At 40.2% G+C, this 26,864-nt stretch carries 20 protein-coding genes; 11 read left to right on the forward strand and 9 right to left on the reverse strand.

All coding sequences use genetic code 11. From position 1 onward, the window contains the following. Window positions 1-2 precede the first annotated feature (2 nt). From ACKWCF_RS10005 to ACKWCF_RS10015, 3 genes are read right to left on the reverse strand one after another with little or no spacing between them, the layout of a single operon-like run. Window positions 3-527 (reverse strand): YdcF family protein, encoded by a 525-nt coding sequence (locus ACKWCF_RS10005; protein WP_409477443.1) that lies wholly within the window; start codon window positions 525-527, stop codon window positions 3-5. A 50-nt stretch (window positions 528-577) separates the two neighbouring features. Next, window positions 578-964 carry a RidA family protein gene (locus ACKWCF_RS10010; RefSeq protein ID WP_409477444.1) on the reverse strand — a complete coding sequence of 129 codons (387 nt, stop codon included), beginning with the start codon at window positions 962-964 and terminating at the stop codon, window positions 578-580. Between the two features lie 35 nt (window positions 965-999). Then, window positions 1,000-1,491: an organic solvent tolerance protein gene (locus ACKWCF_RS10015; protein WP_409477445.1), complete on the reverse strand. Its 492-nt coding sequence runs from the start codon at window positions 1,489-1,491 to the stop codon at window positions 1,000-1,002. A gap of 66 nt (window positions 1,492-1,557) precedes the next feature. On the opposite strand from ACKWCF_RS10015, the gene ACKWCF_RS10020 reads away from it, so the two are divergent. Together ACKWCF_RS10020 and ACKWCF_RS10025 are read left to right on the forward strand one after the other, a co-directional pair. Continuing rightward, the gene (locus tag ACKWCF_RS10020) at window positions 1,558-2,193 is read left to right on the forward strand and encodes a hypothetical protein (protein WP_409477446.1); all 636 of its coding nucleotides are present in this window, start codon (window positions 1,558-1,560) and stop codon (window positions 2,191-2,193) included. Continuing rightward, entirely contained in the window at window positions 2,193-3,446 is a 1,254-nt protein-coding gene (locus ACKWCF_RS10025) for a hypothetical protein (protein WP_409477447.1), read from the forward strand. Before ACKWCF_RS10020 ends, ACKWCF_RS10025 begins: the two co-directional genes overlap by 1 nt. 12 nt (window positions 3,447-3,458) lie before the next feature. Here the strand turns inward: ACKWCF_RS10025 and ACKWCF_RS10030 are convergent, their stop codons facing one another. From ACKWCF_RS10030 to ACKWCF_RS10040, 3 genes are all read right to left on the reverse strand, one after another. Continuing rightward, window positions 3,459-3,851 carry a hypothetical protein gene (locus ACKWCF_RS10030; RefSeq protein ID WP_409477448.1) on the reverse strand — a complete coding sequence of 131 codons (393 nt, stop codon included), beginning with the start codon at window positions 3,849-3,851 and terminating at the stop codon, window positions 3,459-3,461. 81 nt (window positions 3,852-3,932) lie between these two features. Next, the gene (locus ACKWCF_RS10035; RefSeq protein WP_409477449.1) at window positions 3,933-4,631 is read right to left on the reverse strand and encodes a hypothetical protein; all 699 of its coding nucleotides are present in this window, start codon (window positions 4,629-4,631) and stop codon (window positions 3,933-3,935) included. A 35-nt stretch (window positions 4,632-4,666) separates the two neighbouring features. After that, entirely contained in the window at window positions 4,667-5,896 is a 1,230-nt protein-coding gene (locus ACKWCF_RS10040) for a COG3014 family protein (protein ID WP_409477450.1), read from the reverse strand. A 97-nt stretch (window positions 5,897-5,993) separates the two neighbouring features. On the opposite strand from ACKWCF_RS10040, the gene ACKWCF_RS10045 reads away from it, so the two are divergent. Next, complete coding sequence (locus tag ACKWCF_RS10045) at window positions 5,994-8,171, forward strand: cation:proton antiporter (RefSeq protein WP_409477451.1); 2,178 nt, start codon at window positions 5,994-5,996, stop codon at window positions 8,169-8,171. A gap of 2 nt (window positions 8,172-8,173) precedes the next feature. On the opposite strand, the gene ACKWCF_RS10050 is transcribed toward ACKWCF_RS10045, so the two are convergent. Beyond that, window positions 8,174-9,271 (reverse strand): hypothetical protein, encoded by a 1,098-nt coding sequence (locus tag ACKWCF_RS10050; RefSeq protein WP_409477452.1) that lies wholly within the window; start codon window positions 9,269-9,271, stop codon window positions 8,174-8,176. A 307-nt stretch (window positions 9,272-9,578) separates the two neighbouring features. Here ACKWCF_RS10050 and ACKWCF_RS10055 point away from each other — a divergent pair, with 307 nt between their 5' ends. The 4 genes from ACKWCF_RS10055 (at window position 9,579) to ACKWCF_RS10070 (ending at window position 13,051) form a co-directional block, all read left to right on the forward strand. Next, on the forward strand, window positions 9,579-10,988 hold the full coding sequence (locus ACKWCF_RS10055; protein ID WP_409477453.1) for a hypothetical protein: 1,410 nt from the start codon (window positions 9,579-9,581) through the stop codon (window positions 10,986-10,988). A gap of 28 nt (window positions 10,989-11,016) precedes the next feature. Continuing rightward, complete coding sequence (locus ACKWCF_RS10060; protein WP_409477454.1) at window positions 11,017-11,523, forward strand: hypothetical protein; 507 nt, start codon at window positions 11,017-11,019, stop codon at window positions 11,521-11,523. 142 nt (window positions 11,524-11,665) lie between these two features. Beyond that, a complete protein-coding gene (locus ACKWCF_RS10065; RefSeq protein ID WP_409477455.1) occupies window positions 11,666-12,298 on the forward strand; it encodes a YiiX/YebB-like N1pC/P60 family cysteine hydrolase in 633 nt (210 codons plus the stop codon). Between the two features lie 156 nt (window positions 12,299-12,454). Continuing rightward, the gene (locus tag ACKWCF_RS10070) at window positions 12,455-13,051 is read left to right on the forward strand and encodes a transposase (RefSeq protein ID WP_409477456.1); all 597 of its coding nucleotides are present in this window, start codon (window positions 12,455-12,457) and stop codon (window positions 13,049-13,051) included. Window positions 13,052-13,059: 8 nt separating this feature from the next. Here ACKWCF_RS10070 and ACKWCF_RS10075 read toward each other — a convergent pair whose 3' ends face one another. After that, window positions 13,060-14,391 carry a twin-arginine translocation signal domain-containing protein gene (locus ACKWCF_RS10075; RefSeq protein ID WP_409477457.1) on the reverse strand — a complete coding sequence of 444 codons (1,332 nt, stop codon included), beginning with the start codon at window positions 14,389-14,391 and terminating at the stop codon, window positions 13,060-13,062. Window positions 14,392-14,564: 173 nt separating this feature from the next. After that, a complete protein-coding gene (locus tag ACKWCF_RS10080) occupies window positions 14,565-15,767 on the reverse strand; it encodes a clostripain-related cysteine peptidase (protein WP_409477458.1) in 1,203 nt (400 codons plus the stop codon). A 269-nt stretch (window positions 15,768-16,036) separates the two neighbouring features. On the opposite strand from ACKWCF_RS10080, the gene ACKWCF_RS10085 reads away from it, so the two are divergent. From ACKWCF_RS10085 to ACKWCF_RS10100, 4 genes are read left to right on the forward strand one after another with little or no spacing between them, the layout of a single operon-like run. Beyond that, window positions 16,037-18,640, forward strand: a complete 2,604-nt coding sequence (locus ACKWCF_RS10085; RefSeq protein ID WP_409477459.1) for a hypothetical protein — start codon at window positions 16,037-16,039, stop codon at window positions 18,638-18,640. Then, the gene (locus tag ACKWCF_RS10090; protein WP_409477460.1) at window positions 18,625-20,766 is read left to right on the forward strand and encodes a hypothetical protein; all 2,142 of its coding nucleotides are present in this window, start codon (window positions 18,625-18,627) and stop codon (window positions 20,764-20,766) included. Before ACKWCF_RS10085 ends, ACKWCF_RS10090 begins: the two co-directional genes overlap by 16 nt. Window positions 20,767-20,768: 2 nt before the next feature. Then, entirely contained in the window at window positions 20,769-24,632 is a 3,864-nt protein-coding gene (locus ACKWCF_RS10095) for a hypothetical protein (protein ID WP_409477461.1), read from the forward strand. Beyond that, window positions 24,613-26,850, forward strand: coding sequence for a hypothetical protein (locus ACKWCF_RS10100; protein ID WP_409477462.1), 2,238 nt, complete (start codon window positions 24,613-24,615; stop codon window positions 26,848-26,850). The genes ACKWCF_RS10095 and ACKWCF_RS10100 overlap by 20 nt, the downstream gene beginning before the upstream one ends. Window positions 26,851-26,864: the final 14 nt, after the last annotated feature.

Genomic DNA, 26,864 nt, shown 5'->3' on the forward strand with positions numbered 1-26,864 from the left:
GCTTAAAGGCCGACAAAGTTAACTAGACCAAAGACTGTATAGAATAAAGACTTCACTAACTCTAAAGCAAAATCAAAAACTGATTGCTCAGATCTGGCATTAGCTAAGGTTAATTTCTTGATATCGATTGTATTCGGGAATACGTCACGAAAGATCGAATAAGCGCGCGCCATATGAAGTTGCGAGGTTACCAATAAAACATCTTGGCATTTAAGCGACTCAACTAAAACAACAGATTGATGGGCATTACCAAATGTTGTTTGTGAACGTTTTTCTAAGATCACATCATCAGGATTAATTTCATTGTAGTATGGCCAATACGGAAATACTTCGGTGTAAGTGGCCTCTTTGAACACACCGGATACGATTAACTTTTTAACTCTTTTTTGCTGAAGAAGTTCAAAGCCTTCGCGAATGCGCCCCGGAGCTCCGGTTAATACAACCGCACAATCAGCTTCAGGCGCCTGCGACCAGGCATTGATAGGTTCATCTTTTATTTTCTTGGCGTGAAAAAACAAAATGCTCACGCCAAGTAAAAAGAAAAAATAAAAGATCAAAGACTTAGGTTTTAAACGCATTAAGCCTGTTTGTGGGCAATCACTTCAATTTCAACGTTCACGCCTTTAGGTAAACCTGCAACGGCAACAGTTGAACGAGCTGGTGGATTTGATGAAAAACGAGTCGCGTAGATTTCGTTCACAGTGGCAAAGTCACTCATGCTAGTTAAAAAAATCGTTGTTTTGATCACATGAGAAAATTTCATGTCAGCTTTTGTTAAAACGGCTTCAATATTTTTTAAAACCATTTCAGTTTGCTGTTTAATATCGCCAGTGAAAACTTCTTGAGTTTTCGGGTCGATAGAAATTTGACCAGAGCAAAATAAAAAATCACCCATTTGCACAGCTTGCGAATAAGGACCTACTGCTTTTGGGGCACCGTCTGTGTGTAGAATAGTTTTAGACATGTCGTTTCTCCTGCGTGCCTTCGGCACGACTTCTCCTAGAAATAGAAAATAATACCAGCACGGAATGGGTCGTCAGCCAGCGTGCGGATACGTGTATCTTTAACAGAAGACAATCCTAATCCGCCCTCAAAAGAAAAACCAACATTTTCTAAACCAGTGAAGAAAAACTCAACACCCATTAAGAAATTAGCTTCAAAACCGTTCTCTTTGCCATCGATTGGATCTTCAAAAGTCACTAAACCAAGCTGACCACCAGCGTAATAATGCAATTGATTTTCATGAAAAATCACATGACGGATACCCGCATTAATCTGAAATTTAGAATTATCTTTTTGCGTATCCACGCCAATACCACCTGTTACAGCTGTTAAGCCATTTAAGTGATAAACAGCAGCTAACGACGGTAAAGACTCAGAGGTATTATTCTTAATACCAACACCTAAGCGCTGTGGCATTTCTTTAGCCGAAACAAGTGATGAAAATAGCGACATAATCGCAATAGTCAGGGTGATTTTTAATAACTTCATATAGCCTCCTCACACAGGTTGACACTCCACCAACGTCTTGTCAGCATATTTTCTTGAGGAGAAATTATGAAACTATTAATGACGTTAGTGATCGCCGCTTTTGCTGTTACAGCTCAAGCTCAAACTTTAACTACTACTGTAGGCGATAAAAAATATGACACTTATGGTTTAGCATCTGGTGCCGAGCTTAAAGTCGACAGTACAACATCTGCTTTAAAACCAGTTTCTCACGGGATCAGAAAGAAAAAAGTTTTTGCTCTTGTTCCCGTTAAAGTTTATTACGCTGAATTATTAGCGGCTAAACCTGAAGCTTTAGTAAAATCTGATGACGGCATTTTATCTTCATTAAAAGCCGCAGGCCCTGTGCAATTACGCTTAACGATGTTACGCGATTTACCTGCTAAAAAAATCTCTGATTCATTTGTTGATGCTTTAAAAGCAAACGATGTAGCTGTTGATGAAGGCGATATGAAAACTGTATTAGGCCATATCTCGACAATGAGTGAATTCAAACAAGGCGAAATCTTTTCAATTGTTGGATCAACTTCTGGCGACAAAGGATTTTTATACTTACAAAAACCATCAGGCGAAATGATCACAGTAGCTGGCTCAGCAAAACTTCCAGAACAAATGTTTAGCATTTGGTTTGGTAAACCAGTTGACGATAAATTAGCTGACCTTAAAAAAGAATTACTTAAATAGTGCGTATTAAATTAGTCTTTTTATTATTTTCGTTTTATTCAGCCTGCGTTTTTGCGCAGGCTTTTTCTATTGGACCATTTTCGCTGGGCCAAGCTTCAGTCGACTTAGATGTTCACGATTTTAATATCGAAAAATCTCATGCAGATATTGAAGCTTTTTTTCTAGAAGACACGATTCAGTGGTTACGCCCTGAAAACAACCTGCTTACTCCGCGCGTATTATTAAAAATTAATATCCCGAAAAAATATGCGCCGGTTTACTTTAAAATCGACCAGCAAGTGATCTTTCCCGCTGGCAATGAGTCGCAGCTATCGACACAGCTTTATGTAAATCTTTTTACGCCACAGAATATTGTGATTTATCAAGGTGATAAAGTTTTAGATACAATCTCTATTACTGCTAAGTCTGTAGCCCGCTCAAAATTAAAACAGTGGATCGATTATACATGCTTACCCTATGAAGTTATGATTACTGGCTTTGAACAACAGTACACATCAACAGGGTGCAAGCTTCACCGCGTCGGTTCTTTTGGCAAAGAAACTCCCCGCTTAGAAATTGCTTTTTCTTCTCCAAATTTAACAACACCATCTGGCGATCACCCACCGTTTTTATTTAACCTTCAAGACAACTCTGCGGTTGAAACTGTTTTAATTAACAAAGCCACCAAAGAAAAAGTAAACGTAACTGTAAGCGCTAAACTTCCTGAACGTTTACATCGTTTAAAATTTGCCGGAGGCCTTGGCCCTTATTCGGTGACAAATAATTATAATTTAAACACCAAAGGCCCAGACATTCTTCCGTCGTATATGTTGTACGGAAAATTAGAATTATCTGAGACTTCATCATTCAAGGCTTTTGATGCTTTAGTTTATGATAGCAAATCGTTATTTAATAATTCAGGCCTATATTTTTCATACGACCTGGCGCAAGTTTTTGATGGCCAAGTTATTTTAGGCGCTTTATTAGGCTTTCAAGGTCTTCACTACAAATACGATGAAGGTTATCCCACAGAATTTGAAGTGATTTACCCGCAAGGTTTTGAATTAACTTACAATCACCCGTTTGGTTTAACGAACCGTTATTTAAGTTACGGTATGTTCTTATCAACAACCCAAGAACTTTACCGCAACATGTGGCTTCGCTTCGGAAGTTCAGTGTTTTACGAATTAAATTACATCACTTGGGGATCAGACATCGCCGAAATCGAAATGTGGGGCTTATCTGTAGGGTTTCCGCTGTTTAAAGCCTTTTAAACAGCGTACCTATTAATGAGCTTCAAAAGTTAACTGAAATAAATCAGGCTTAACAATTAAGTTAAACTGACCTGTATCATCTGTGATATTCACATCTGATCCATCTTGATTCGGAAAAAACTGCGCTACAATTGCTTTAGCTTTTTCACCTTCATATTTAATTTGCGCCGAACGTAAACCAAAACTTCCTTGTGGAGATTTGAAAATCAAAATTGAACAGTGATAACTGTTTTCAGCTTTTTTATTACAGATAAAAGACATTTCTTTTTGTGAAACCTGTAAAGCCTTACCTGGCCCAAGCATGCTTGCTTGCTCAGGCACATTCATCTGCTCATACAAACGCGTTGGTGTATGATCGAAAGTTCCATCATACCCAGCCGAAATTAGATTAATCATATATTGCATGCCCAAGAACCGCCCCTCGGTTCGGGCCTGCAAATTAAAACTTACTAAAATCAAACTTAAAAACAATAACTTACGCATATATTAATACTTAATCTGTGGACAAAGTTTAGCTAACACTTTTTTCAATTGCTCATCGGTGTACTTCACAGCTGTTTCACCTTCGCTATTTGTATATTTAAAAATTTTACCGATTTGTACGCGGCATTCATGTTGGTAAGCGTCTTTAAACACACCGGTTTTTCTAAAATCTGCCGAAGGCGCTCCGCCTAATTTAAACGGTAATTCATAAACTAAACCTTGAGTTGGCGTGATAAACACTCCACCATCGTTTTCGGCTGAAATCTTTGGATCAACTTCAACTTTGGCATTAGTCATACCAATTAAGTGGCTTGATTCGCTATCGAAAATAAAATCAAAGTTATAACGGCCTTTGATCGTGATTTCGCGCTCGTCTTCGCTAATGCTAAAAGTTGATGTTCTTTGATTACGTGGAAAGAAGTAAAATTCTTTAGCACCGCTTGAAGTGTCTTCAGGCCCGTCATCAAGAGAAATAAAAACTAATAAAGAGTCATTTGAAACTAAGTAATCGCGGTATTTAAGATCGACATAATTATTCATATTACTTGTCGTAATATAACAATTTGTCTGTTCACGGTTTGAAAGCTGATGAATCTGCGTAAGTCCTACACGCACGACTTCTTCTTTACAGTCTTGCGGCGGAATCGCAGCAAAGGCGTATGTCGAAAATAATAACACTAAGCTTGTCGCTAAAAATTTCATAAACTTCCCATCCTTGAGATCTGTTTACAAAAAGGCTAGCGCAAAGATCTAAAATTCACAAAAACTTTTTTGCCGGCTTTGATTTCTATGACTTGCGAAGACAATTGATCACCCGTGGGAACATCAGAACTGTCCAAACCAAGAACTTTTAGGTCATATTTCCCCGGCTTCATAAAGATACGCGCCATTTGAATTTTAGATGGGAGCGTTGACCATTGGCGAAGATCGGCTCTATCTGCTAAGTTCATCGCAATCCACGCGACACTTCCTAATAATTCATTCTTTTGACGAATTTGATCTGACACCACGGCTTTCGCCGCCACGCCACCGATTCTTCGCGCCACTAATGAATTATAGTCTTTATCCATGGTGATCATCGCCATGCGGTCGATATCATACACCGTTCTTGTTTTATTCATTTGGGTATAGATTTTTCCCGTCGAAGATTCAATCGGCGTAAGCTCAACTTGGGCTACCGTTGTTTTTGGATATTCTGTTCTTAATGTGGGAAAACGCGGTTCATCAACGCGTGGAACTTTTCTAGCGCCAAAGCCCTGTTGGAAAATCACAATCACTTCACCGTTTTTACGCCCGTTTAATTCTTCATCGAGAGCATTTTGATCTGATTTAAATTCTTTTTTCCATTTCGCTAAAGCTTGATCACGCCCAGCCAGTCGCGCTGAACGAATTAAATCTCCCGCAATACCTGAAATCGTTGGATCTAACTTATAGGCGGCTTCGTATTCGATATAGGCATCATCATATTTTTTCTGTGATTCCCAAATGATGGCTGATAAGTAGCTGGCAAATGGCGAAAGCTCATAAGCTTCGCGGCCTTCCATTTTAAAAGATGAAATTTTACTGTTAATTCTGCGGCATTCAACTAACGCTGAATCGTAATCACCTAACATTAAGTAATTAATTGCATTCATGCTGTTTAATAAAAACTTTTCGTAAGATTCACCTTTGTACTGAACCATCTCTTCAGCACCTAACGTGGCCCCTACAACTTGACTAACTGAGTGGTAATCTTTTTCTTCGAGTAATCGATCTGCTTTAATAAAAGCGTCAGCCGATGCCCGGTAATCGCCAGAAATTTGCAAAGCCATGGCGTAATCTAGCATATACATCAATTGATCTTTGCCTTCAGCCGATGATTTTTCTTTAAGATCTTTTAAAGCCTGTGACGTTTGGCCTTGGCGTAATAAACTTTTTGTCTCGTCAGATTGTGACAAAAAAGATGCGCAACCCGCAATACAAAGCATAAATAAAATAAGTATAACCTGTAGTCGTCTTTTGTTTTGCATCACTAAGATTATGTGCTTGATAAGGCGCAATAGCAACAGATAGCATAAACAAACTATGATGCACCTTCCAGAGCTTATCCAGGATCTTGGTTTTATTTTAATCACCGCCGCCATGGTGACACTCATCTTCAAAAAACTTAATCAGCCCGTTGTTTTAGGATATTTGATCGCTGGATTTTTAGTAAGTTCACATGTGCCCTACTTTCCCAACGTTAAAGACGTAGCTTCTATTAAAATTTGGGCCGAAATCGGAATCATCGTTTTATTGTTCGGTCTAGGCTTAGAGTTCAGTTTTAAAAAATTAGCCCAAACCGGACGCTCTGCCACCATCACCGCCATCTTTGAAGTGATCTTTATGCTGGTGTCGGGATTTATTTTCGGCCAAATCATGGGATGGAATCAAATCGACAGTTTATACCTTGGGGGAATTTTATCTATTTCATCAACCGCCATTATTATTCGCGCCTTTGATGAATTAGGTTTAAAAAGTCAGAAGTTTGTCTCGTTAGTTTTTGGTGTATTAATTGTCGAAGATATCGTGGCCATCTTACTTTTAGTGCTACTTTCAACGGTAGCTATTTCACGTGAGCTTTCAGGACAAGAGCTTATTTTTTCTGGCTTTCGCTTAGGTTTCTTTTTAATTCTTTGGTTTATCGTCGGTATTTACATGTTACCAACGATTATGCGTAAGATTAAAAAATATCTAAACAATGAAACAATGCTGATTGTGTCACTGGGGTTATGCTTAGCGATGGTGAGCATTGCGACTTTCGCTGGATTTTCACCGGCTTTAGGCGCTTTCGTGATGGGTTCGATCTTAGCTGAAACCACCGAAGGCCCACGTATTGAAAAAATCCTGCATCCGATTAAAGATTTATTTGCCGCCGTGTTTTTCGTTTCTGTGGGTATGATGATCGATCCGGCGATTTTACAACAATACGCATGGCAAATCGTTTTAATCACATTGATTACAATTGCCGGTAAAGTTCTTAGTACTTCGGTGGGTGCTTTAATTTCAGGAGTTAGCTTTCGCCATTCAGTGCAAGCCGGTATGAGCTTAGCGCAAATTGGTGAGTTCTCGTTTATCATCGCAACGCTTGGTTTAACATTAAAAGTAACAAGTGATTTTTTATACCCGATTGCCGTATCTGTTTCGGCGATTACCACTTTTGCAACACCTTATTTGATTCGCAACTCTGACCGTTTACAAAACTTCTTACGCCATAAATTACCAGAAAACTTTTTTATGCGTGTTGAAAAATACCAAACAGCATTCGTGGCCGAACAATCTGAAGCAGGTTTGGTTAAAATCTTATGGCGCGCTTATGGCTGGAAGACTTTAATTAACGGCGTATTAGTGTTTGCGATTATTTTAGCGGGTGTGCTTCTGCGCCCACGTTTTGGTGATTATATTTCGTTTGCAATTGTGTGTTTTTTGTCGATTCCGTTTTACTGGGCGATGTGTTTTAGCCAACCTTCAAAGTTTTTAACGGAAACAGAACTGATTCGTTTACACCGTCTTGATATCGGTGTGTTTATCGGAAGAAATATTTTAGGTTTTTTATTTGCTCTTTATGCCGTAAGTAGTTTTATGACGTTAAATTCATGGCAGGGGTTAGTTTCTTTTGCAGCCCTTACCTTGTTGGTTTTCTTTGGAAGCACGTCGCAGGTATTTTATCAAAAAATTGAAACTAAGTTTATGAATAACTTAGTTTACGAAAGCCCGACAAGAAAACCAAAACTAGCACCGTGGGATGCAAGTCTTGCGACTTTTACGATTAATCCAAATTCAAAATACGTGGGCCTTACATTATTAGATTCTAAAATCAAAGAAACTTACAATGTAACTGTAGCCTTAGTTGAACGTGGCGAAAGTAAACATTTAGCTCCGGATCGTGGACTGATTCTTATGCCTTTTGATAAGCTCTATTTAATTGGTATTGATGAACAGGTTCACAAATTAGGAATAGAATTAGAAACTTCGGCTTACAAAGACGGAGAATCTACGACTGAATCTTATAAATTACGTTCGGTACGCGTAACTATTAGTTCGCCATTTGTAAATAAAACGATTCGCGAAAGCTCTATTCGCGAAAAAACATCGGGTTTAATCGTAGGTATTGAACGTAACGGTGAACATATTATTAGCCCTGATTCCTCTATGGAAATCTTAGTGGATGATATTTTATGGATCGTTGGCGACTACGATAAAATCAATCGTTTACGCTCATAAATTTAGCGTGACGAGCTTGTAGCTCGTGCCGGTCTTTTTGATTCTTTAGCAGGCTCAGAACTTGTGTTGTTGCTGACGTAGGCGCGCCAATAGCGATTTTTACTGCAGCGAGAAGGCATACTTTCACACTCAGAAAGATCAAAAGGCTTATCCCAAGCATCACCGTTTACTGAATTTGAATACCAACTATTTTCACTGGCAAATCTTCGTGCCCCGTCATCTGGAACTTTCTTCTTCCACGGATAACACTGGCCGTTTTTAAAACGCAGTTCGATATCATACGTTTTTTTCGGATCTGTGATGGTCACCGTCTGTTCACCGGAATCATCTGAACGGCGTATTTGTAACTGACGCTTTTCAGTCTGCAAATCACTTTCAGTAATTTGTGGTCTACGACCACTTCCTTCTTTTTCACGTTTATCCCACACGGCAGACCAATAAGGACCTTGTGCTTGGTCGACAGCATCGCGTGCTGCATCTGTGACAAAAATTTTACTTAAAGTAATGTCATTACCGTTACTGCTTTTTGAAAAATTAAACTTACTGTAAGTGGCAAGTCTTAAGCGTGGTCGATCAGCTGGTGAACGAAATTTACTATCACGTTCAGAATAAAATGTCTGAATTTGGCGAACCTCGTCTCCACCATCAATAAGACCATCATTGGCGATAGCCTTAGCTAACGGCGCCAGTTCTTCATCACCTTCTAAAAACATCTCACATTGGTTGTACTCTTTGCAAAATTCAAAAGATTCAGGCGTGCGCGCGAGCTTGTCTAGGAAAATATCGTAAGACTGGGCCATTTGTTTATCGTTAAAGGCGCGAAAGCGCGGCGCTGTGCCCACGGTATAATAAGCTTTGCTATATTGAGCTTGTGTAAGATCTTCGTTAGCTTTAACTACTGATTTATCCGGAAATTTAGCACTGCAGGCTAAGACATGTTCAGATCTTCCGCCTTGCTGACGTTTCTTATCACAATCAACTTTGACTTCGATGGTTTTTCGACCGTTACAGACTGAAATACTTTCTTTTTGATCTGCTTGAACAGCTAAAGTAAATACCTGCGAAACAAGAATTGAACGTAAAAGAAACGATATTTTCATATCTCCCCCAGAAGATTACACACGTTAATTCTTCGGGTTTCTGCCTCAAAATCTTAATTTATTTAGATGGATCAAGGTCCAACTTGTATCAAAATGAGAATTTCACTCCTCAGTGTGTCTTGCTGTGTTTGACGACGAGTTAGACAGCGTGGCCCGCAATAATTGTCCTTCATCAAATCCTGAGACGTTAAAACAATTTTATCATGTTTAGGGCGCTTCATTTTGGGCACCTTTCTTGAAATCTACCCCTTCGTTAAGTTTTTTATAAACGGTTATTAATTATTAAAAACGGAGAAAACATATGAACATGAAGAAAGCTATTAGCGCCTTTTTAAGTACAGCATTGTTAGTTAGCACGGCAACTGCTGGCCCTATCGTAAACAAATTAGGTAAAAATGCGTTCAACACACAAATCGCTGCTGGCATCGAGTCTGTTCTTGGAAAATGGACTCAATCAGCAATGTTAAATCCTTCTGTAGCGTTCTATGAAACATATCCGGCAAAAGGTTTTTTAGCTTTAAACGATGTTACTTTCGTACCACGCTCTGATGATTCCAACTCAGTTGTATTAACAGACTACATAGCTATGGGTGCTCAATCTGCCAACGGGTCAGCATTAGGTTTACGTATGGCTTTAGCTCCGCAAGAATCACGTCTTGAAGCTGCTCGCTCAATGGCTGAAAGCGGATTAATCAAAACAGGTGATATTATCATCTCTACTCGTCCGCAATTTGCTAACTCATTACAATACTTAGCTTTACAATTATTAAACACTCACATTTCAGTGGCGGTTGTTGTTACTGAAGGTGGCCGTAAAGTAGTTTACAACGTAGACATGCCGATGGATGCAGACATGTTAGGTGGTAAAGCTGTTGGTTTCGGTAAATCAGTAATGGATTCAACTCACTTTACTGGTGATAACGAAAACTTAATGTTACAAATCTTACGCCCGCGTTTAACTCTAGCTCAAAGATCAAACTTACAAGTTTGGTTCGAAAAAGCTTTAGAAAAAGCCCGCGCTAAAACTGTTTACCCTTCTTCTTTATCTTTCAACTCTGATTACAACAGCCCAACATATCGTGAAAATGGCGATCTTTCTTTCGTAACAGATACAGCCCGTCTATTATTAGGTAAGAGCATGAAAGAGCACGACCACATGCAAATGTTCTGTTCTGAGTTTGCTTGGGTTATGTTATCTTTACGTGACTGTAATCCAGATGGATCTAACTTAAAATCTTGCGTATCTGAATACTTCAAACCAATGCAAATGTTAGGTACAGCATTCTCTGGCGGTAGAGCTTCAGACCAGTCTTTATACGGTATGACTGACGGTATCCCGATGTTAATTCAACAAACTGGTGCTGGTGCGCAATTAACGATGAACTTAATTGACTTCGCTTTACCAGGTGTTGAGAAAGAAGCTAAAGGCTTGTCTTCAGGCCACAAAGGCGTAGCTGCAGCAATGGCTCCGCTAATCCAACAAATGAACGGTTACTTCAAATTAGCTTTATTAGACAGAACACCGCAAAAAATCGACGGTGCAAGAGCTCAATTAAATCCAGCCTCTCCACGCAACTACTCGCCAACTGGTTTCGGTGTTCACGCAGCAATGCCAAACGAAATCAACGGTGAAGCAGTTCAACAAAAGAAATTCGACTACGTCGTGACAATCAAGTACGTACCGAAAGCTAAACTTAAAGATTTACAATCTAAATAATTAAAGCGAAAGAAAATACGAGGAATATATGAAAAAACAAATTTTATTAACTCTAGTGACTTTGTTAACTGTATCTTCAGCTTTCGCTGAATCTGAGATCACAAGATTACAACGTGTAAAAACTGAATCTTGTGCAACAACTGAATTACAAAAAGCCATCACAGCTACCGCTGATAACGTACTTTACTCTGAGAAAAAAGTAACTGTACTTGAAGAAAGCTTAGGAATCACAACAGCGCAAAAAGAATCAGGCATAAAAGCTAAAGTGTTAGGTTCATACCCACGTTCAAGTGTTGCTGCTCACTCTAAAACAGTGACGCGCGCTGAAGCAGATGCTCAAGCTGGTAAAGTTGGTGTTACTGCTCCAGCGATGTTTGATGTTGTTTATGCGGTTCAAGATGCTAACGGTGCACAAATCGGTTCTAAAGGCCGCGTTTCTATCGGCGTAACTTGCCGTGTAGAGAAAACAGGTAACACGGTTGCTCACGCAGCTTCACTTTTATCTTTCGATGTGAAAGCTAAAGGCGTTAAATAGTTTTTTAAAAAACCAAAACCCAAACTTTAAGCCCGGATACTTTATCAAAGTCCGGGCTTTTTTTATTTTCTAGATTCTACTTTGGGCCGGAATGGGGGCATTGCCCCTAACTGGAGCAAATACTTCAACCGATATATTCGGTATGAAAAACATCAAACAAACAATCAAAGTCGCATTCGTCTTATTTGTATTATCAATTTCAACCAAGGCCGCTGCTCAAACTCTTCAAGTCGGCGATATCATTTTTCACAAAAGTCAATCTCAGCAAGCCGCTGCAATCACTGAAGCTTCGGGTTCACAATGGACTCACGTAGGTATTCTTGTAGCTAACGCCGGCAAATGGTATGTCGCTGAAGCTATCGGCCCTGTGAAAGCCACTCCGCTACAGGATTTTATCAATCGTGGTAAAAACAAAGAGTACAAAATTTATCGCTTTAAACATTTTAACCCAAAAACAATGACAACAGCTTTACACAACGCTATCAAAAGACAAAACAAACCTTACGACATCTACTTTGAAATGTCTGACGAAAGAACTTACTGCTCTGAGCTAGTTTACAAAGCGATGCTTGAAGTGACTGGCAAAGAAGTAGGAACTGTTCAACAGTTTAAAGATTTACGTTTAGATGGCCCTTACGTTAAAGCCTTAATTAAAAAGCGCTTAACAGACACCGGCCGCGAGTTAGATCCGGAAGAAGAAATTATCACTCCGGTTTCGCAAATGCGTGAAACTGATTTAACTTTGGTAAAACAGTACATCAAAGCGCGTAAGTAGCTCGATTTTAGATCCGTATTCATCATTCACTCCGGCATTGCCCCAAAAGCTGCCGGAGTTTTTAATTTCCGTTTACCGAATATTCCACGATTCCGCCCGTCATTCTCCCTTAAACCTGGGCATTGCCCTGAATATACTTTGCACTTTAATAATGGCATGAAACAACGCCATTACTTCTCAACTCAATTTATTCCTCGAAAAGATCACGGTGGAGCCCTGTCGATCAAACGTCGAAAATCGAAACGTCATCTTTCTACTAAAAATCCGTTTCATGTTACCTTACGCAGCGAACTCGCTACCGGAAAGCGCTCACTGTTGCGCCATAAAAATCTGATCTATAAAGTACTTAACAAAGCTTCGAAACGCTTTGGTGTGAAAATCTACCAACAGGCTATATGCGGAAACCACATTCACTTGTTAATTCGTGGCCATCAGCGGTTTGCTATTCAGAATTTCTTTCGCGTTATTGCCGGACATATCGCACAAAAAATTCTTGAACAATATCCGTTGCTTAAACACGAAAGCAAAGACCAAGAAAAAATTGCGGGCAATGCTCCATCAGTGAAGTATCGTCGTAAGTTTTGGGGTGCACTTCTTTACTCGCGAAGGGTGTCGTGGGGACGGGATTTTTCAAATGTTGTGAATTATATCGAACGAAATACTCTGGAAGTGCTGGGGTGGATTCCCTACAAACGAACGCCTTCCAGATACACCGCCAAACGAGGGGCAATGCCCCCACATTTGGCTGGATAAAAGAAAGATTAACGAACGATTTCCAGGGATTTATTGATCTTCTTATCCCCGTCTTCATCAAATGCTGTTGAAGTAAATTTAAACTTCGACGTTGTGTTATCAAGCTGTAAAATCGTGAAGTTGTGTTTACTTGTAGCTGCTAAACGACGTGGATTTTTCTTTCTTAAGTGATTACCTAAGTAAGTAAAACTGTGCATTGAGCTCGAAGTAATTTCAAAAGTTTTATAGCCTAGCAATTTAGATTCAATTTGCATAACTTCTGAAAAGTGCACATCACCCGATACAAAACACACCGGTGCGTTGATACGCGCTAACTGCTGGCAGATTGATGATAAATCTTTGGCTTGTTTGTATTCGTAAGCATCTTTTTTAAGATAACCGCCGAAAAATTGGCTGCCGTTCATTAAAAACGCCGGGGTATTATCCGAGCTTAAGGTCTCAAATAATTGATCTTTTTGCGTATCACCCCATTGTGTAGAATCATTTCTGTAAAAACGGTCATCCATTAAACAGAATTTGTAACCAAAGATTGATAACACTTGCGATACGCCAACACCACGTTTGTATTTATCGTGCTCTGGGTATAACCAAAAGTTTGAGAATAATTCTAAAGTAAATTGTTTGCCAGCATAGGAACCATCGAAGTTATTGCCACCAAAATCGTGGTCATCCCATACAGCCATGACCGGAACTAAGTTTTTATGTCTGAAAAAACCGATTTTTGTGCGCGTTTCGGTGTAACGTTTCCAGAAACCTAATTGTGTACCATCATTGTCATTATCTGCATAACAAGTATCACCCACTAAGAAAACCATATCTGGAGATTGGTTACCCAAAGAAGCCCACATTTGTGTACAAGCTGATTTAAAAAAGTCATTCATGCAACTTGCCACAGCGACTTTTGGATTTTTCTTATTTGTATCTAGAGTTTTAAAGTTACGTTCATCAACGATTTTACCTTTAGCATCTAAGACACGAAATTTATAAGTCTGACCTAATTGCAGGCCTGTGGCTTTAAAACGGTCTAGTTGAAGATCTGAACCTTTCATTCCCACCGCTTGAACAGCTAATAAACTTTGTTTGGCATTTTTGCTATCAACAACCTCAAAAGAAAGTTCAGCTGTTTTCGGGCGTAATACACTTAAATAAGCTAAGTCTTCAAAAGTTAAACCTTGATGAATGGGATACAAACCTGTGTAAGCTGGTGTCGTTGCCAACGCGTTAACAGCGTCGCTATCAGCGGCCCATACACGTGAACCTCCACCAAATGGTTTGAACGTAATTAATCCTGCAGAAAGAATACCTGAGTGTTTTAAAAAATCTCTGCGTGTTTGCGACATAGTGGTTCCTCCACTAAATCATTCGGCGTGAGCTTTTCGAGATTAGACTGGACCTTTGTGATTCTGGACTATTGCTAGACCACTGGCCCAAATTCTGTAGTGCGATTGTACTAAAAGAAAACGGCGTTTATTTTTGTAAACGCCGCTTTTAAAGAATATAAACTTAGAAATAATTAGCGAAGAACTTGGCGAACTAATTCGTTCCAGCCAGTTGTTTTGCTGAATTGTAAATTATCATAGCGGTTTAATTCGCTAGATTGGTAAGTCGGTAACCAGATTGATAAACCTGAAGCTTTTAAAAAGTTATCGCCGTTATCAGCTGTAAGAACTACTTCTTTTAACGCTGATTGAGAAGCTGATAAACCTTCGATAGCACGCGAAAAACCTAGAGATTGTGTTCTATTTAAGAAATCACCTAAATCTACATAATCAGAGTAGTAAAAATTCATTGAGTTATTGATCGCTTTTTTAACTTCAGCAAATTGCGCAGAACCTAAACCACGTAAACTTTGTTGCAATGTTGTCAGTGATGCGTATAAAGCCGGTAATTTTTGAAGATTCACAGCAGAGAATGTTGTATCTGGTTTATTACCGTACACACCACCATCATATGATTTTTGGTATTCTTTAGATAATAAAACTGACACTTCAGCCGCTGTCATTGTTGGGTTAGCAATCCATTGTTTTACGAATGGAGCATACGGCCAACCTTCACCTGGTTCTAATTCTTGTGAACCCACCATGTAATCAACTGAACCATTGAACTCAGCACCCACTTCAATCATTTGCATTAAACAAGCATCAGATCCGTAGATATCAACATTATGACCAATGATCTTAGCTGATTCTTGCATCGCAAGACCTAATTGTTCAGTTGTGATCACGTTACCTGTGTTATCATCAAAAGAGATATCACGTGCAGACACTTTACCCGTTCTGTGCCAACCAGATCCGTGATTCCAAACCGCTACGAAGTAACGTTTTGCTGGATAATTTTTTACACCCCAAGCAACGAAGTCGATTAAATTTCTGTAATCACCCATATCATGATTTGGCATTTCCATCACAACTGGAGAAGTCACTTTGCTTGGATTCGTTGATTTTTTAACTAATAAACGTTTTGTCATCTTCGATGACTGAGAACCCCACTCAACAACTAAGTTCACTTTATCTGATGAACCTGTTTTTTCCATATCTTTAATATTCATATCTGCGAATGAAGATAAGTTGTTATGGCCATTGATGAACACTAAGAATGTCCATTCTTTAAGATTAGAAGAATCTGCGGCGCCGGAAATGGCAGAGCCTTCGGCTCTAGCAAAAGTAGTCGCGAAGATCGCAAACGCGATCACAAGTGTGGTTTTTAGTTTAAACATTGTGAAGCCCTCCGTGGCTTTGGTGTTTTTAAACAAATGCTTACTTATAGCCTCAAACCAGTTAAAAAAAATTTAAAGCCCAGAACATGAGTTCCAGTTTGAAACTGGGCCTATGTCATACTCGCTGCCACGAATGCACTCCACTGAAGTCGAGAACGTTTGCAGTGATGAAATGTACGCAAACGAGAAATGCATCTTGACAGGAATTTGTGTACCAAACTGGGCCATTTTTGCTTTAGTAGTTCGCTTTTATCGTCGATAAATTAGCCGTGAAGTACATCTTGGCACTCGTTCGCAATTTATTAATATCTTTAAAACCAATTTCATTTATTGGCGCAGGCCTTCTATTATTTTTATCTGGCTGTGATTTAAAAACAAATTTAGTTTCACTCTTGTCGATTTCAAATGTTCCTGTGTGTGAAATCGCTGACGGAGAAATTACAAATCCTCCATGTGAACTTCCTGATGGTTACGAAGAGTATTTTATTTCTGAAGAAAAATACTCTGGCCGCAATACCGAAATTGTTTCTCAGACTATTGCAACATCTTCGACTTTAATTTATGGCGACTCTGGCTTTGAAGGTGTCGCGGTGGTTTCACAATTACCGATGGCTTGGTCGACAGGTTTTGCTATCATGTCTTTAGATAAATCTTTAAGCCAACAAGGTGGCAACTACAATCCTGACTATATTGCTGCAAATATCGTATCAGGAACTTCAATTTTTGGTCTTGCAGGAACTTTCGCAAGCTCACAAAAAGTTTATTGCTCATCAACCGATACAGCTTCAGCGACTTCAACAGTTGATGGCATTTCATTACCAGCAAATGGCGACAAGTGCGTAGCGCCAGAAAATAATTTTATCTATGCAACAGCTTTTAACGGCCGCGATAAAAACTGTAATATGGGTGGTGGCGCTAATAGCCAAAGCTGTTTCGTGCCAAACTTCGGGCAAGACTTTTACTTAGCAAATGCGAACTCTGTTCCCCTAGCTTGTACTTATGGTAACAACAACGGAACTTTTTGGGACATATCGACAGCAAGCCCGACTTACGGAAAATTAAAATCACCAACAGTCAGCGGTATCGTTCGTGATTTCTGTCAAGTAGCACAAAATCAATTCTTCTACCCTGATGTTTATGGCGGGCGAGTCACAGTTTGTGGACCGGTTCCAAATCCTCCGTGCTGGTTAGATATTCCTCCTTATCAAACGCGTTCAGTGAATTTAGGTAACACATCAACGACACCTTTATGTCTTGAAGACCAAAACGATAACTTGCCGACGAACTGGAAAGGTGGCTTAGATGAACCTATCAGTAAAAACTCGGCTCAGTGCTTAACTGCCGGTAATAGCCGTTACGTTTATAACACAGCTTATGATGGCCGTTTCCGTGTCTGTAACGGAACAAATTTAGGTCAATGTTATTATACCGGCGCTGAAGTTTCGACGAGCATTAACTATATTTTTACTACGAGCGAAAATTCATCTTGCCGTACAACTTTAAATTCATGTGTAAATACTTGTGCGACAGCAAAAACAACTTGTAATGGACAAGCTGGCGCTGATCCCAATAAATGTTTTGGCCAATACTCATCTTGTTATTATAGTTGCTACGAGCGTCAGACTGTTTCAGGTGCCACACCAGTTGGTTACGGAAAATGTGCTGATAACGCGTGTACAACAACTCGAAATGCGTGTAACACAGCTTGCGGATCAAATACGACTTGTAAAAATAACTGCACGACAGCTTACAACGATTGTAAATATGTTGAAAGCCCACGTGATGGTATTTGGTACTTAAACGCAAGCTACTCTTTAACTAATCCGACAACAAAAACTTTAATTATTCCGGCAGGCCAGAAAAAATCGGCCTCTACAGCTTTATCTCAACTTTTAAACACATCGGCGATTAAAGCTGGCGTGAATATTTTTGGTATCACTGGTTCATTTGGTGGTATTGGTGTTTGGGCTTCTGGTATGCACCGTGATAAATCGGTTCCGCAATTAACTTTAAATGAAGAAAATAATAACTTCTCAGGCAGCTCTGAAGAAGCCCTTCCGACAAGCGTACCTAACTTTTATGAGCCATTAAAACCTTACCGTGAAATTACCTCTATTATGAAAGACGATGATGGATCAACCGCTGAACAAAATGTTCTGGCAACTCCAGAGCGTTCATCGTGGGGACAAACTCAATGTGGTGTTGATGCTTTGTTAGACACTTTAGATAAGAAAATTTCAGACTGTGGTGCTAAATTCGGCTCCCTTTCATCTTGGGATGGCGTGGTCAGCGGTAATGCCGGCCAAGGCCGTTGGACTCTAGTTACTCGTAAATTAAATGCTTCAACAAATACAATGGTTGAAGTGTGGCGCGACGAAAGAACTATGATGTTATGGAGTTCTTTAATCAGCGAAGGTACAAACTGGTGTAAAGCTTCAGGCAGCAGCAATAGCGCTAATGTTTCAGTGAATAACCGTTACAAAGAAAATGATGCTTCAGGAATTTGTAATAATTCAGCTAACCAAGCTCAAGATGTCGCAGCATCTGTGATCAGTGCGTGTTTAGAAGATTTAGGTTTTACAAATATTGATTCAGATTTCACGATCAATGGCAAAGCTGATTTAAATTTATCTTCTTCTCCAAAGATCCACTGGCGCGTTCCTACCCTCTATGACTACGAAGTGGCTGAATACAATGGTATTCGTTTTGTTTTACCGGATATGGGTACTCAGCGCAGTATTCCGCTGGTGGAATGGACCGGCACAGTCAACTCAGCAAATCGCAGCGAAGCGTGGGGCGTAAACTCAATGGATGGAGCGCACAGATTAATTAACCGTTCAGATTTAGCGGGGGTCAGATGTATCGGCCGCTAATTTTAATCCTTACCCTACTTCTTAACTTTTCGTCGGTTCACGCTGAAGTGAATTCTAATGATTCTGTGATAGACACCACAGGCTTAGTGTTATGCGATCTGAATGCTATCATCACACAAAAATGCGGCGTTTTAAATACATCTTATCTCTACGATGTGCAGTACGGCCCGCGCAGTTCGGATTACCTACAGCACTATACAGCCGCAGCTGAAGAGACAACTCTTCAATTAGCGCCAGGCTGGCACGAAGGAAATGAAATCACTTGGCAATCAGCTGGTTTAAAACCAGAAAATATTGTTAAGGATAAAAAGATTTTTGGTATCGTCGGTACTCTTGATAACACTATTTATCCAGATTGTGATATAAATGGTTCCGCATCGTCTACAACAGCCCATAATACGAATACATGTTACGCTCCTTCGGGAGAATACTATGTTTATTCATCTTACTGGGGCGGCCGTGATTTTGAGTGTTCATTTGTTCAAGTTGATTCTACGTCGTACAAATTAGTTAATAAATATGATGGTTCAAAACCTAAAGGCGCTTGTTGGATCAATACAACAGATACCACAACACCTGATGGTTTTAGTATTGATGGTAACGCTCTTAAAACAAGTGGTAACCCGAACTTTGTGATTCGTAATACAGCTTCGGCAAACACTTGCCCTATGTCAGGACCTGGTGTTGGTTTACAAACCACTTCATGTACAACACCTGATCGTAATGACTTTAACGGCTTCTTCTACCCGGCTCAAGTCACTAGAACTATTAATGGCGTAAGCAAACAGATCAGTGGTTCTTATGGTGGCCGCGGTAAAAACTGTATCTACGGATCAAACAACGAACCTTGTTGGATTGATGATGCTGATGCTTATGTTGAAAATGACACTAACTGTACTGAAAAATCACCGGATGGAACTCCTGGTGCTTCAGGCACGGCCTTAAATGCTTATTCATGTAAAACAAAGGGTGATCCAAAAACAATTCAAATTAACAACGGTATCACGTCTTCAACAGTTGGACGCTTTGTCTATAAATTACCTCAAGGCGGAAGAAATGATAACTGCGCCCAAGGTAAAGTTGGTCTTTGTTTTACGACATCAGATTTAAAATCTACGAACGAACCTGATTTAGATCCGGATAATATTCAAAAAGGTCTTGTGATCTTTGGTGTTCGCGGAACTTACGAAGCTCCTGAAATTGTTTACGGAAGTGGTGCACATCGTGCTCCGTCAAGCAGTACGGCTGTTAACAGAATGACGTACAAACAAAACTTAACCGGTGAATCTAACCGTCTTGAAGCAAACCCAAATCAAAATTCCAGTCAGATTTACCCGACTGATTATCATCCAGTACCAAAAATTTCTGGCGACTCTGAAGCTGACGTAGTTAAAGTTAACCGCGGAACTTGGAGTAATACACAGTGCGGAACAATCGGTACTATCAGTGCCCGCCTAGCTAACTGCGCTTCGGTTTTCGGAAGCAACGCAACTTGGAAAGGAACTGTTAAAGGTAACGCCGGTCAAACTGACTGGGAACTTATCACGCGTAAACGTGACAGTGTTGATACAAGTAAAACATACGAAGTTTGGCGCGATACAAGCACGGGCTTAATGTGGAGTTCTTTAGTTTCGACAAGTTTAAATTGGTGTAAATCTACTGGAAGTAACGGAAGAAAAGTTTTCGACGGCACTGATATGGTTTATGACCAATTAACATCTTCTGAAGACGACCCGTCAAATTACTGTGACAATGCCACTTATCAAGATCAAACAACACCGACATCGGCTTGTTATATTGATCTTCCTGAAAATGGCGATCCAAATTTATTTGCGACAACTTACAACACGTCAACAACTCCAGGTAAAGCTGGATTGACTCCGGACTTAACGGCAGCAACTGGCCGTGTGTTATGGCGCGTACCTTCAATGTACGATTACATTTTAGCAAATCATCATGGGTTAAGATTTGTCTTACCAGATATCGGTGTTAACACTGACGAAGAATGGACAGCAACAACATCGGCTTCAAACCGTAAAAATGCGTGGACATTCAGTGGTAAAACAGGATCCCGCCAATATAAACAACGTAACAACCCGGCTGCAGTCCGTTGTATTGGTAGGTAGTCATGAAAATTTTTAAAATTTACCTTTTACTTATTCTAACCTTACTGACTGGCTGTACTGGCTCTATTTTAGAAGAAGAACTTTTATCTAACCTTTCGCAAAAAGGCGCCGGCGGTATCGAACTTGACGAATATATTCCGCCAGGAATTCAATTCGTTGAAACAACAACACAAGGTATGAATCAAGAAGGATTTCCTTACCTTCGCAACAATAGAACATTTAATATTAAATGGATTATTAAAACTTGTGATCCGGTCAACAACCCACAAGATGCTGCGTGTGCTGGTGCACCAACAGGAACTGCTGAAAATCCAGATCCTGGTTTTTACATTAGCCGTTTAGAATACACTTCTGGAACTACTTGGATTCAAATTCCAGGAGCCACTGATCTTGGTGGCTACAATGATCAAGTTCAAGGTTACAGCTGGTCTATTCCTATCAGTTTAACCGATGAAGGTGATCAATTCCGTTTTAGATTAATTACCCGCAATGCCAAACTTGAAACTTTCACCGCTGTTTCAAGTCAATTTATCATGGATAGTTCGGCACCTGTTATTCAGGCTAGCACTTTAACATTTAATGGTTCTATCGATACACCGCTCAATTTAAAATCACCTGGTGTTAATATTGATTTTAATGCCGATGATACTTTATCTCCGGTTGACAGTTTCTGTTTAAAAGATTCTGCAGCTATTCCAACAGCAGAACATGCTTGCTGGATTAAAATCAGCTCATTAGGTTTAACTGAAAGTAAAAATTTACAAGTCCGCAATCTTAAACGTGTGCTTGGCTGGATCGGTGGATCTTTTACATTCTACTTCTGGGTTAAAGACAAATCTGGAAATTTCTCGCGTTTAACAAATGATGTTGGTGATGAAACTATCGACCGTCGTACTATTTCTTACTCTCCGGGACGCAGTATTCTTTTTGTTAAAAATATTGCTGCAAACGATGATATGGCTAGTGACAATCCCCCATTAGAAAAAACTGTTATCGATGCCACAAGACCTACAATGTATCTTAAGTGGAGCTATACGATCGATCAAAATACAACGCTTGATTTAGTTGAACCGTATAAAATTGAATATTCGACAGACGCTATTACTTTTCAAAACATTACCAATACCAGCGGTACTGCAATGTTAGATAGCGAAATTTCTGCAGGCGTTGACCAAGGCTGCCAAACTGTGGGCTCGCAAGATCCTCAATCAATTGATAAATGTTTTGTCTGGACACCGCCAGCAAGTCTGCACAGTATGCCGATTTACATGCGTATTCATGTGCGTGATTCAGCGGGCTTTGTTTATTCAATCAGTACAAACCCATTTAACCAAGCTACTTCATTAAGTGCTGATGGTAAAATTCAAGGTTTACGTTTTGCCGCAGGTCTTTCAGATTCATTAATTGGTGCTTCGGCTTTAAATACAAAGTTTGATATTGATATTTCATACATCCGTTCAGGTGGTAAATTAGTTGTTCATGAAGATGGGCGTATCTTTGTACTTGATGAAACCGTTGGTGTTGTCGAAATCAGCCAGTTCGACGGTAAAGCCCGTGTTTACGTTAAAAAAGCGGCCTCATCCGTTGATGGCTATGCTGTCGAAACCCCTTCGCTCCTTGCGGGGCGTACAGAAGCCACGGCTTCAAATATTTTAAAAATTTCTTTAGATTACAAAGGGCGTTTATTACTTTTAGAAAATAACCGTATTCGCCAAGTGACTGATGAGCGTGATGCACAAGGCAACTTAACTGGTGTTCGCGAAGTGAAAACGATTGTTGGTTGCTTACAATCACCGACTTCACTTTGTTATTTCAACAGCGCAGCCAAAAATACAGCTTACAATGCCAAGGTTCCTAAACAATACTGGCAAAATGCTTGGATTTACGGAAATGAATTTACATTTCCAAGTCCGGTTGATGACTACAGCCGTATGTACCGCCACTTCACACCAATGCCAAATGGTGATATTTATTTCTCAATTAACGGAAGCCCAAGTTATATTTCAACAACAACACCTTCAAGTGCAAATTCTTGGCGTGGTTTAGATTTCCGCGTTTACCGTCCGGATTCAGATCCAAGTAAACCGGGAAAAATTCTTCCGCTATCGTTAACAGGGTATGGTGTTTTAGGCGAACCGTTTAAACCTATTTCTGAACTTTACCCGTCTTCAGTGGGTGGAATCACATTCAACCCAATTACAGGTAACCCGACAACATTAAATATGTTCTGGCAATACTGCCCGCCGAACACAACAGCGCAATGTGAGTACTTCACTTCAAATCACAATCCAAAAACGGGCCAGTCAAATGGAACTGGAACGCACTACTACTCATTTACATTCTCGCTTAAGAATTCACTCGCTAAGGGTTATGCGAATTCGCACATGGTCAGATACTTTACGTCTCGACGTGGTGAACTTTATGCGTACAATACAAATCAGTTTGAGTTAAATTTAGGTAAACTTAACACCTCAACAAATAAGTTCGAAAAAGTTTTAGGAACAACTTACAACGGATATTGTGAAGACGGCACTTTAGCAACCTCCTGCCCAGTTTATCTACGCGATGCCTGGGTGACACAAGATAACACGATTTTCTTTATCGACGGGCAACAAGTTCGCATGATCGGAGCTGATGGTCGCGTAGTTACTCTGTTCGGACGTAAGCCTGCAGACCGTAATGGTTTTGAAGCGACGCTATCTACGCTTGGCCGCTTTGAAGCTTTTGGCAAATGGTTTGACAGCTCTACTTCAACAGATAAATTTATTATCCGTGAACATGATAGCCAATTGTTACGCGAATTCGGTTTAGATAAAAAAATTGAAACTATTGCCGGAAACGAAACAACAAACTGGGCTCTGACTTGGAAAACTTCAACTTCAAAACCTGGTTATTTCGTATCAACGAATTTAGCAAAAGATCAAATGGGCGCATGGAGCAATTACCAAGATATGGCTCCTCCGCTCATCGTTGATCCGAGCAATGGCGAGCCGTTTGTTTTCAGTCCCGAAACTAACCGCTCAGTCATGAAACTTATTCGTGGCGGCTCTGATAGCGGACGTTGGATGCGTATTTTAGGTGGTGGTAGTGCATCAACACCTTATGTAAATACTAAAGGCGCAAGTTCATGTGATGGTAAAATGAATACCCAGTGTCGTGGCGACAGCAATGGCTATAATGTTATGCTCGCCTACATTCCACCAAAAGATGTGACTGTTAACGGAAACCCTGCTGTTCGCCCAGCGCAAGTTGTAACTGAGTACAACCGTCTGTTCAGTAATATCTGGCAGCAATACTATATGAAATTTGTCGATGCTGACTCAGGCAAACAAACACATTTTATCGGAAATAACGATTTACTCCCTTCGGGCAGCGACTCTGTTCACTTTCCAAATTCTTATTCACAGGTTTCTATTGCTTCAACAAACAATATGGAGCGAACACTCAATACAACGCGCTACGAATACGACGAAGATAAAGATGCACTTCTTGTGGCAAGATACGGCGGAACAATGATCGGCGCTATCTCGTTTAAAACAGATGCCAACGAAAACTTCGTTGAAGCTGATAAATATTATAACGTCACACAAATTTCTAACGGAACTATTTTATCTTTTACACACACCGTGCAAGAAGGCGCCGATGTTTTCTACATCTGTAATAACAGCGGCCGCTTATACCGCCGTGTTGTGACCCCTACTTTCTCGTCTGAAATTTTATTACCAATGCCAACCGGTGTTACTTGCTTCGGCCGTACGATTGAAAAGTTAGTTGATACAAATAATGGTCTGATCAAACTTTTCTTTCCGACAACGTTTAGAGGCCAATATATGATGGGAGAATACAGTGTTTCACTTGATTTATAAAAAATCCCATTTGCATTTGAAAGCCTTAGTAGCACTCATCGCGTTAAGTTTATTTTTCACATCATGCCAAGGGTCCATGGAAGATATTTCAAGTCTTGAAGCTTCAAAAGGTTCTGCTACCTCTGGTGAAAACATTGACTCTCCAGCAACCCCTAACCCAGGTGACGAACCAGACCCAGGAAATCCTGGATCGAACCCAGGCGATGGTTCTGGCGATGGTTCAAATGCTGGCGGCGGTAGTGGCAATAGTTTACCTCCGGCATCTCCGGTTATTGAAATTTTAAATGTGAATTCTAGTTACTTTCGCGGTGGTATTACGCAAGATTTAATTTTTCGTATCACTTCACGTGTGGGTGCGGTTAGTAAAGTTGAATATGTGGTGGCCTGCCCTACACCTACTGCAGTGCCGGAATTTACGATTCTGACTGGTGGCGCTTCAAATACGCCTTCTGCGGTAACTATTCAAGATGGTGTAGTTTCTGTCGGTGCTGGTGAAGATACAACCGTGTCCTGGAATACTCCAAATTTAGCTGATGTTCGCTGCAGAAAAGTAGATAACTCTTTTGAGCAAGCTGATAACCGTTTTAAAATCCGCATCACGAGTGTGGGTGAATCTAATTTAACAAGCTCAGCAGAAAGCCAAGAATTTAAAATCGACTCAGAAGCCCCTATCTTAGCAAACAATGGTATTTCTTGTATCGGTGGTGGCTGCGTTGTGGGTGGCGTTTCTTCGCTGCAAGTTTCTGGTGTGTATGACTTAGTAACACCGGTAGCCGACATGTGTTTAAAAATGGACGATCCTGCTCCACCGGATGTGAATGACATCTGCTGGACACCGCTTTCAAGTATGGGCATTGCTGTACCGACACTAACTCCGGCTAATTTTGAATTTAATTATTTCTTAGGATTTTTACCGTTCACCATGACTGGTTATTTCTGGACAAAAGATGCTGCCGGAAATATTTCAAGTCTTTCAAACGCAGGCACTGGAACTAATGCACGTGATTCTTTAAGTATTTCAACAAGCGGCACTACCCGTTATGTGAATGACTATACAGCCCTTTCTGCAACTTCAACGGGTCTTTACCATCATTCTTCGACTGGTGAATTTTTAACTATGTCTGATGCAAATGTACCCGGTGTTAAACATTATCTTGAATCATCAGCGAGCTTCACTACTACTGTGCCTGCTAATGACAGTGTGAACTTGGCTCCGAATGGTGAAATGTTTGTTAGATCTGAATCCGGCATTTCACGCTTTGATACTAAAATTTTAGATGATAATCCTGGAGCAACGATTAAAGCATCATTTATTCCAAACACAGGCTCCTTCACAGAAGGTACTTTAGGTGTGGCTGCATTTAACCATGTCAAACGCCATACAATAGACGCTAAAGGTGTGCACTGGTTCTTAGATGATGGAAAAATCGCGTACTATGATCCAAGCGAAGCTAGTCCACAATTAACTTATGTGGCCGGCGGCGGAACAAGTGAAACCACTGAATTACTTGCTGACCCAAAAGAATTAAAAATTAATGATAGCGCTGACATCGATGCCTACGGTGTATTTACCGTATTACCGAATCAATGGGTGGTCTTTTCATCAGATGACCCGACTCTTCCTGTAAGTTCGCCGGTTGATCGTTTTAAATTGCGTGTTTACAAACACAATAGCGATCCAAGTAAACGTAGCGTTTCAACAATCTTTATTAGCGGCAGTACAGCTCAAGGATCAACAGACGCCTTAGTTCCATATTCACGTTTAGCGGTCAGCTACGACCCGGTTCGTAATAATATCGCAAATATCACAGGCCGTTTCTGCGCGACAAGTTTTGTTGATGGGATAGTTGACCACTGTGACAGCGCGAAATTAATTAAATTTTATATCAGCACAAACACAAGCCCAGAGTATATGGGTTCAGTTAACCGTGATAGCTTCTTAACGTTTCAGTACGGCCAAGATACTCTATTTATGATGGATGCCACAAAAGGCACAGTTTCTAAATACGACGCCAGCTCATTTCAAAAAATTGTCGGAGCAAATAGCGCCGGAACAAGTTATTGTACAAACTTTACCCCATCAACAAGCTGTCAGCTGCGCGTGCGTGATTTTAAACCGATCATGAATGGTAACGATCAAGTTCTTATCATGGATCAAAATTATTTACGTATTGTTGAACTAGGACAAGTCTTTACAATCTTCTCGGCAGTTCCTTAAATAGAGCTGCCTCT

Source organism: Pseudobdellovibrio sp. HCB154, from assembly GCF_046267985.1.
Lineage (GTDB): Bacteria > Bdellovibrionota > Bdellovibrionia > Bdellovibrionales > Bdellovibrionaceae > Pseudobdellovibrio.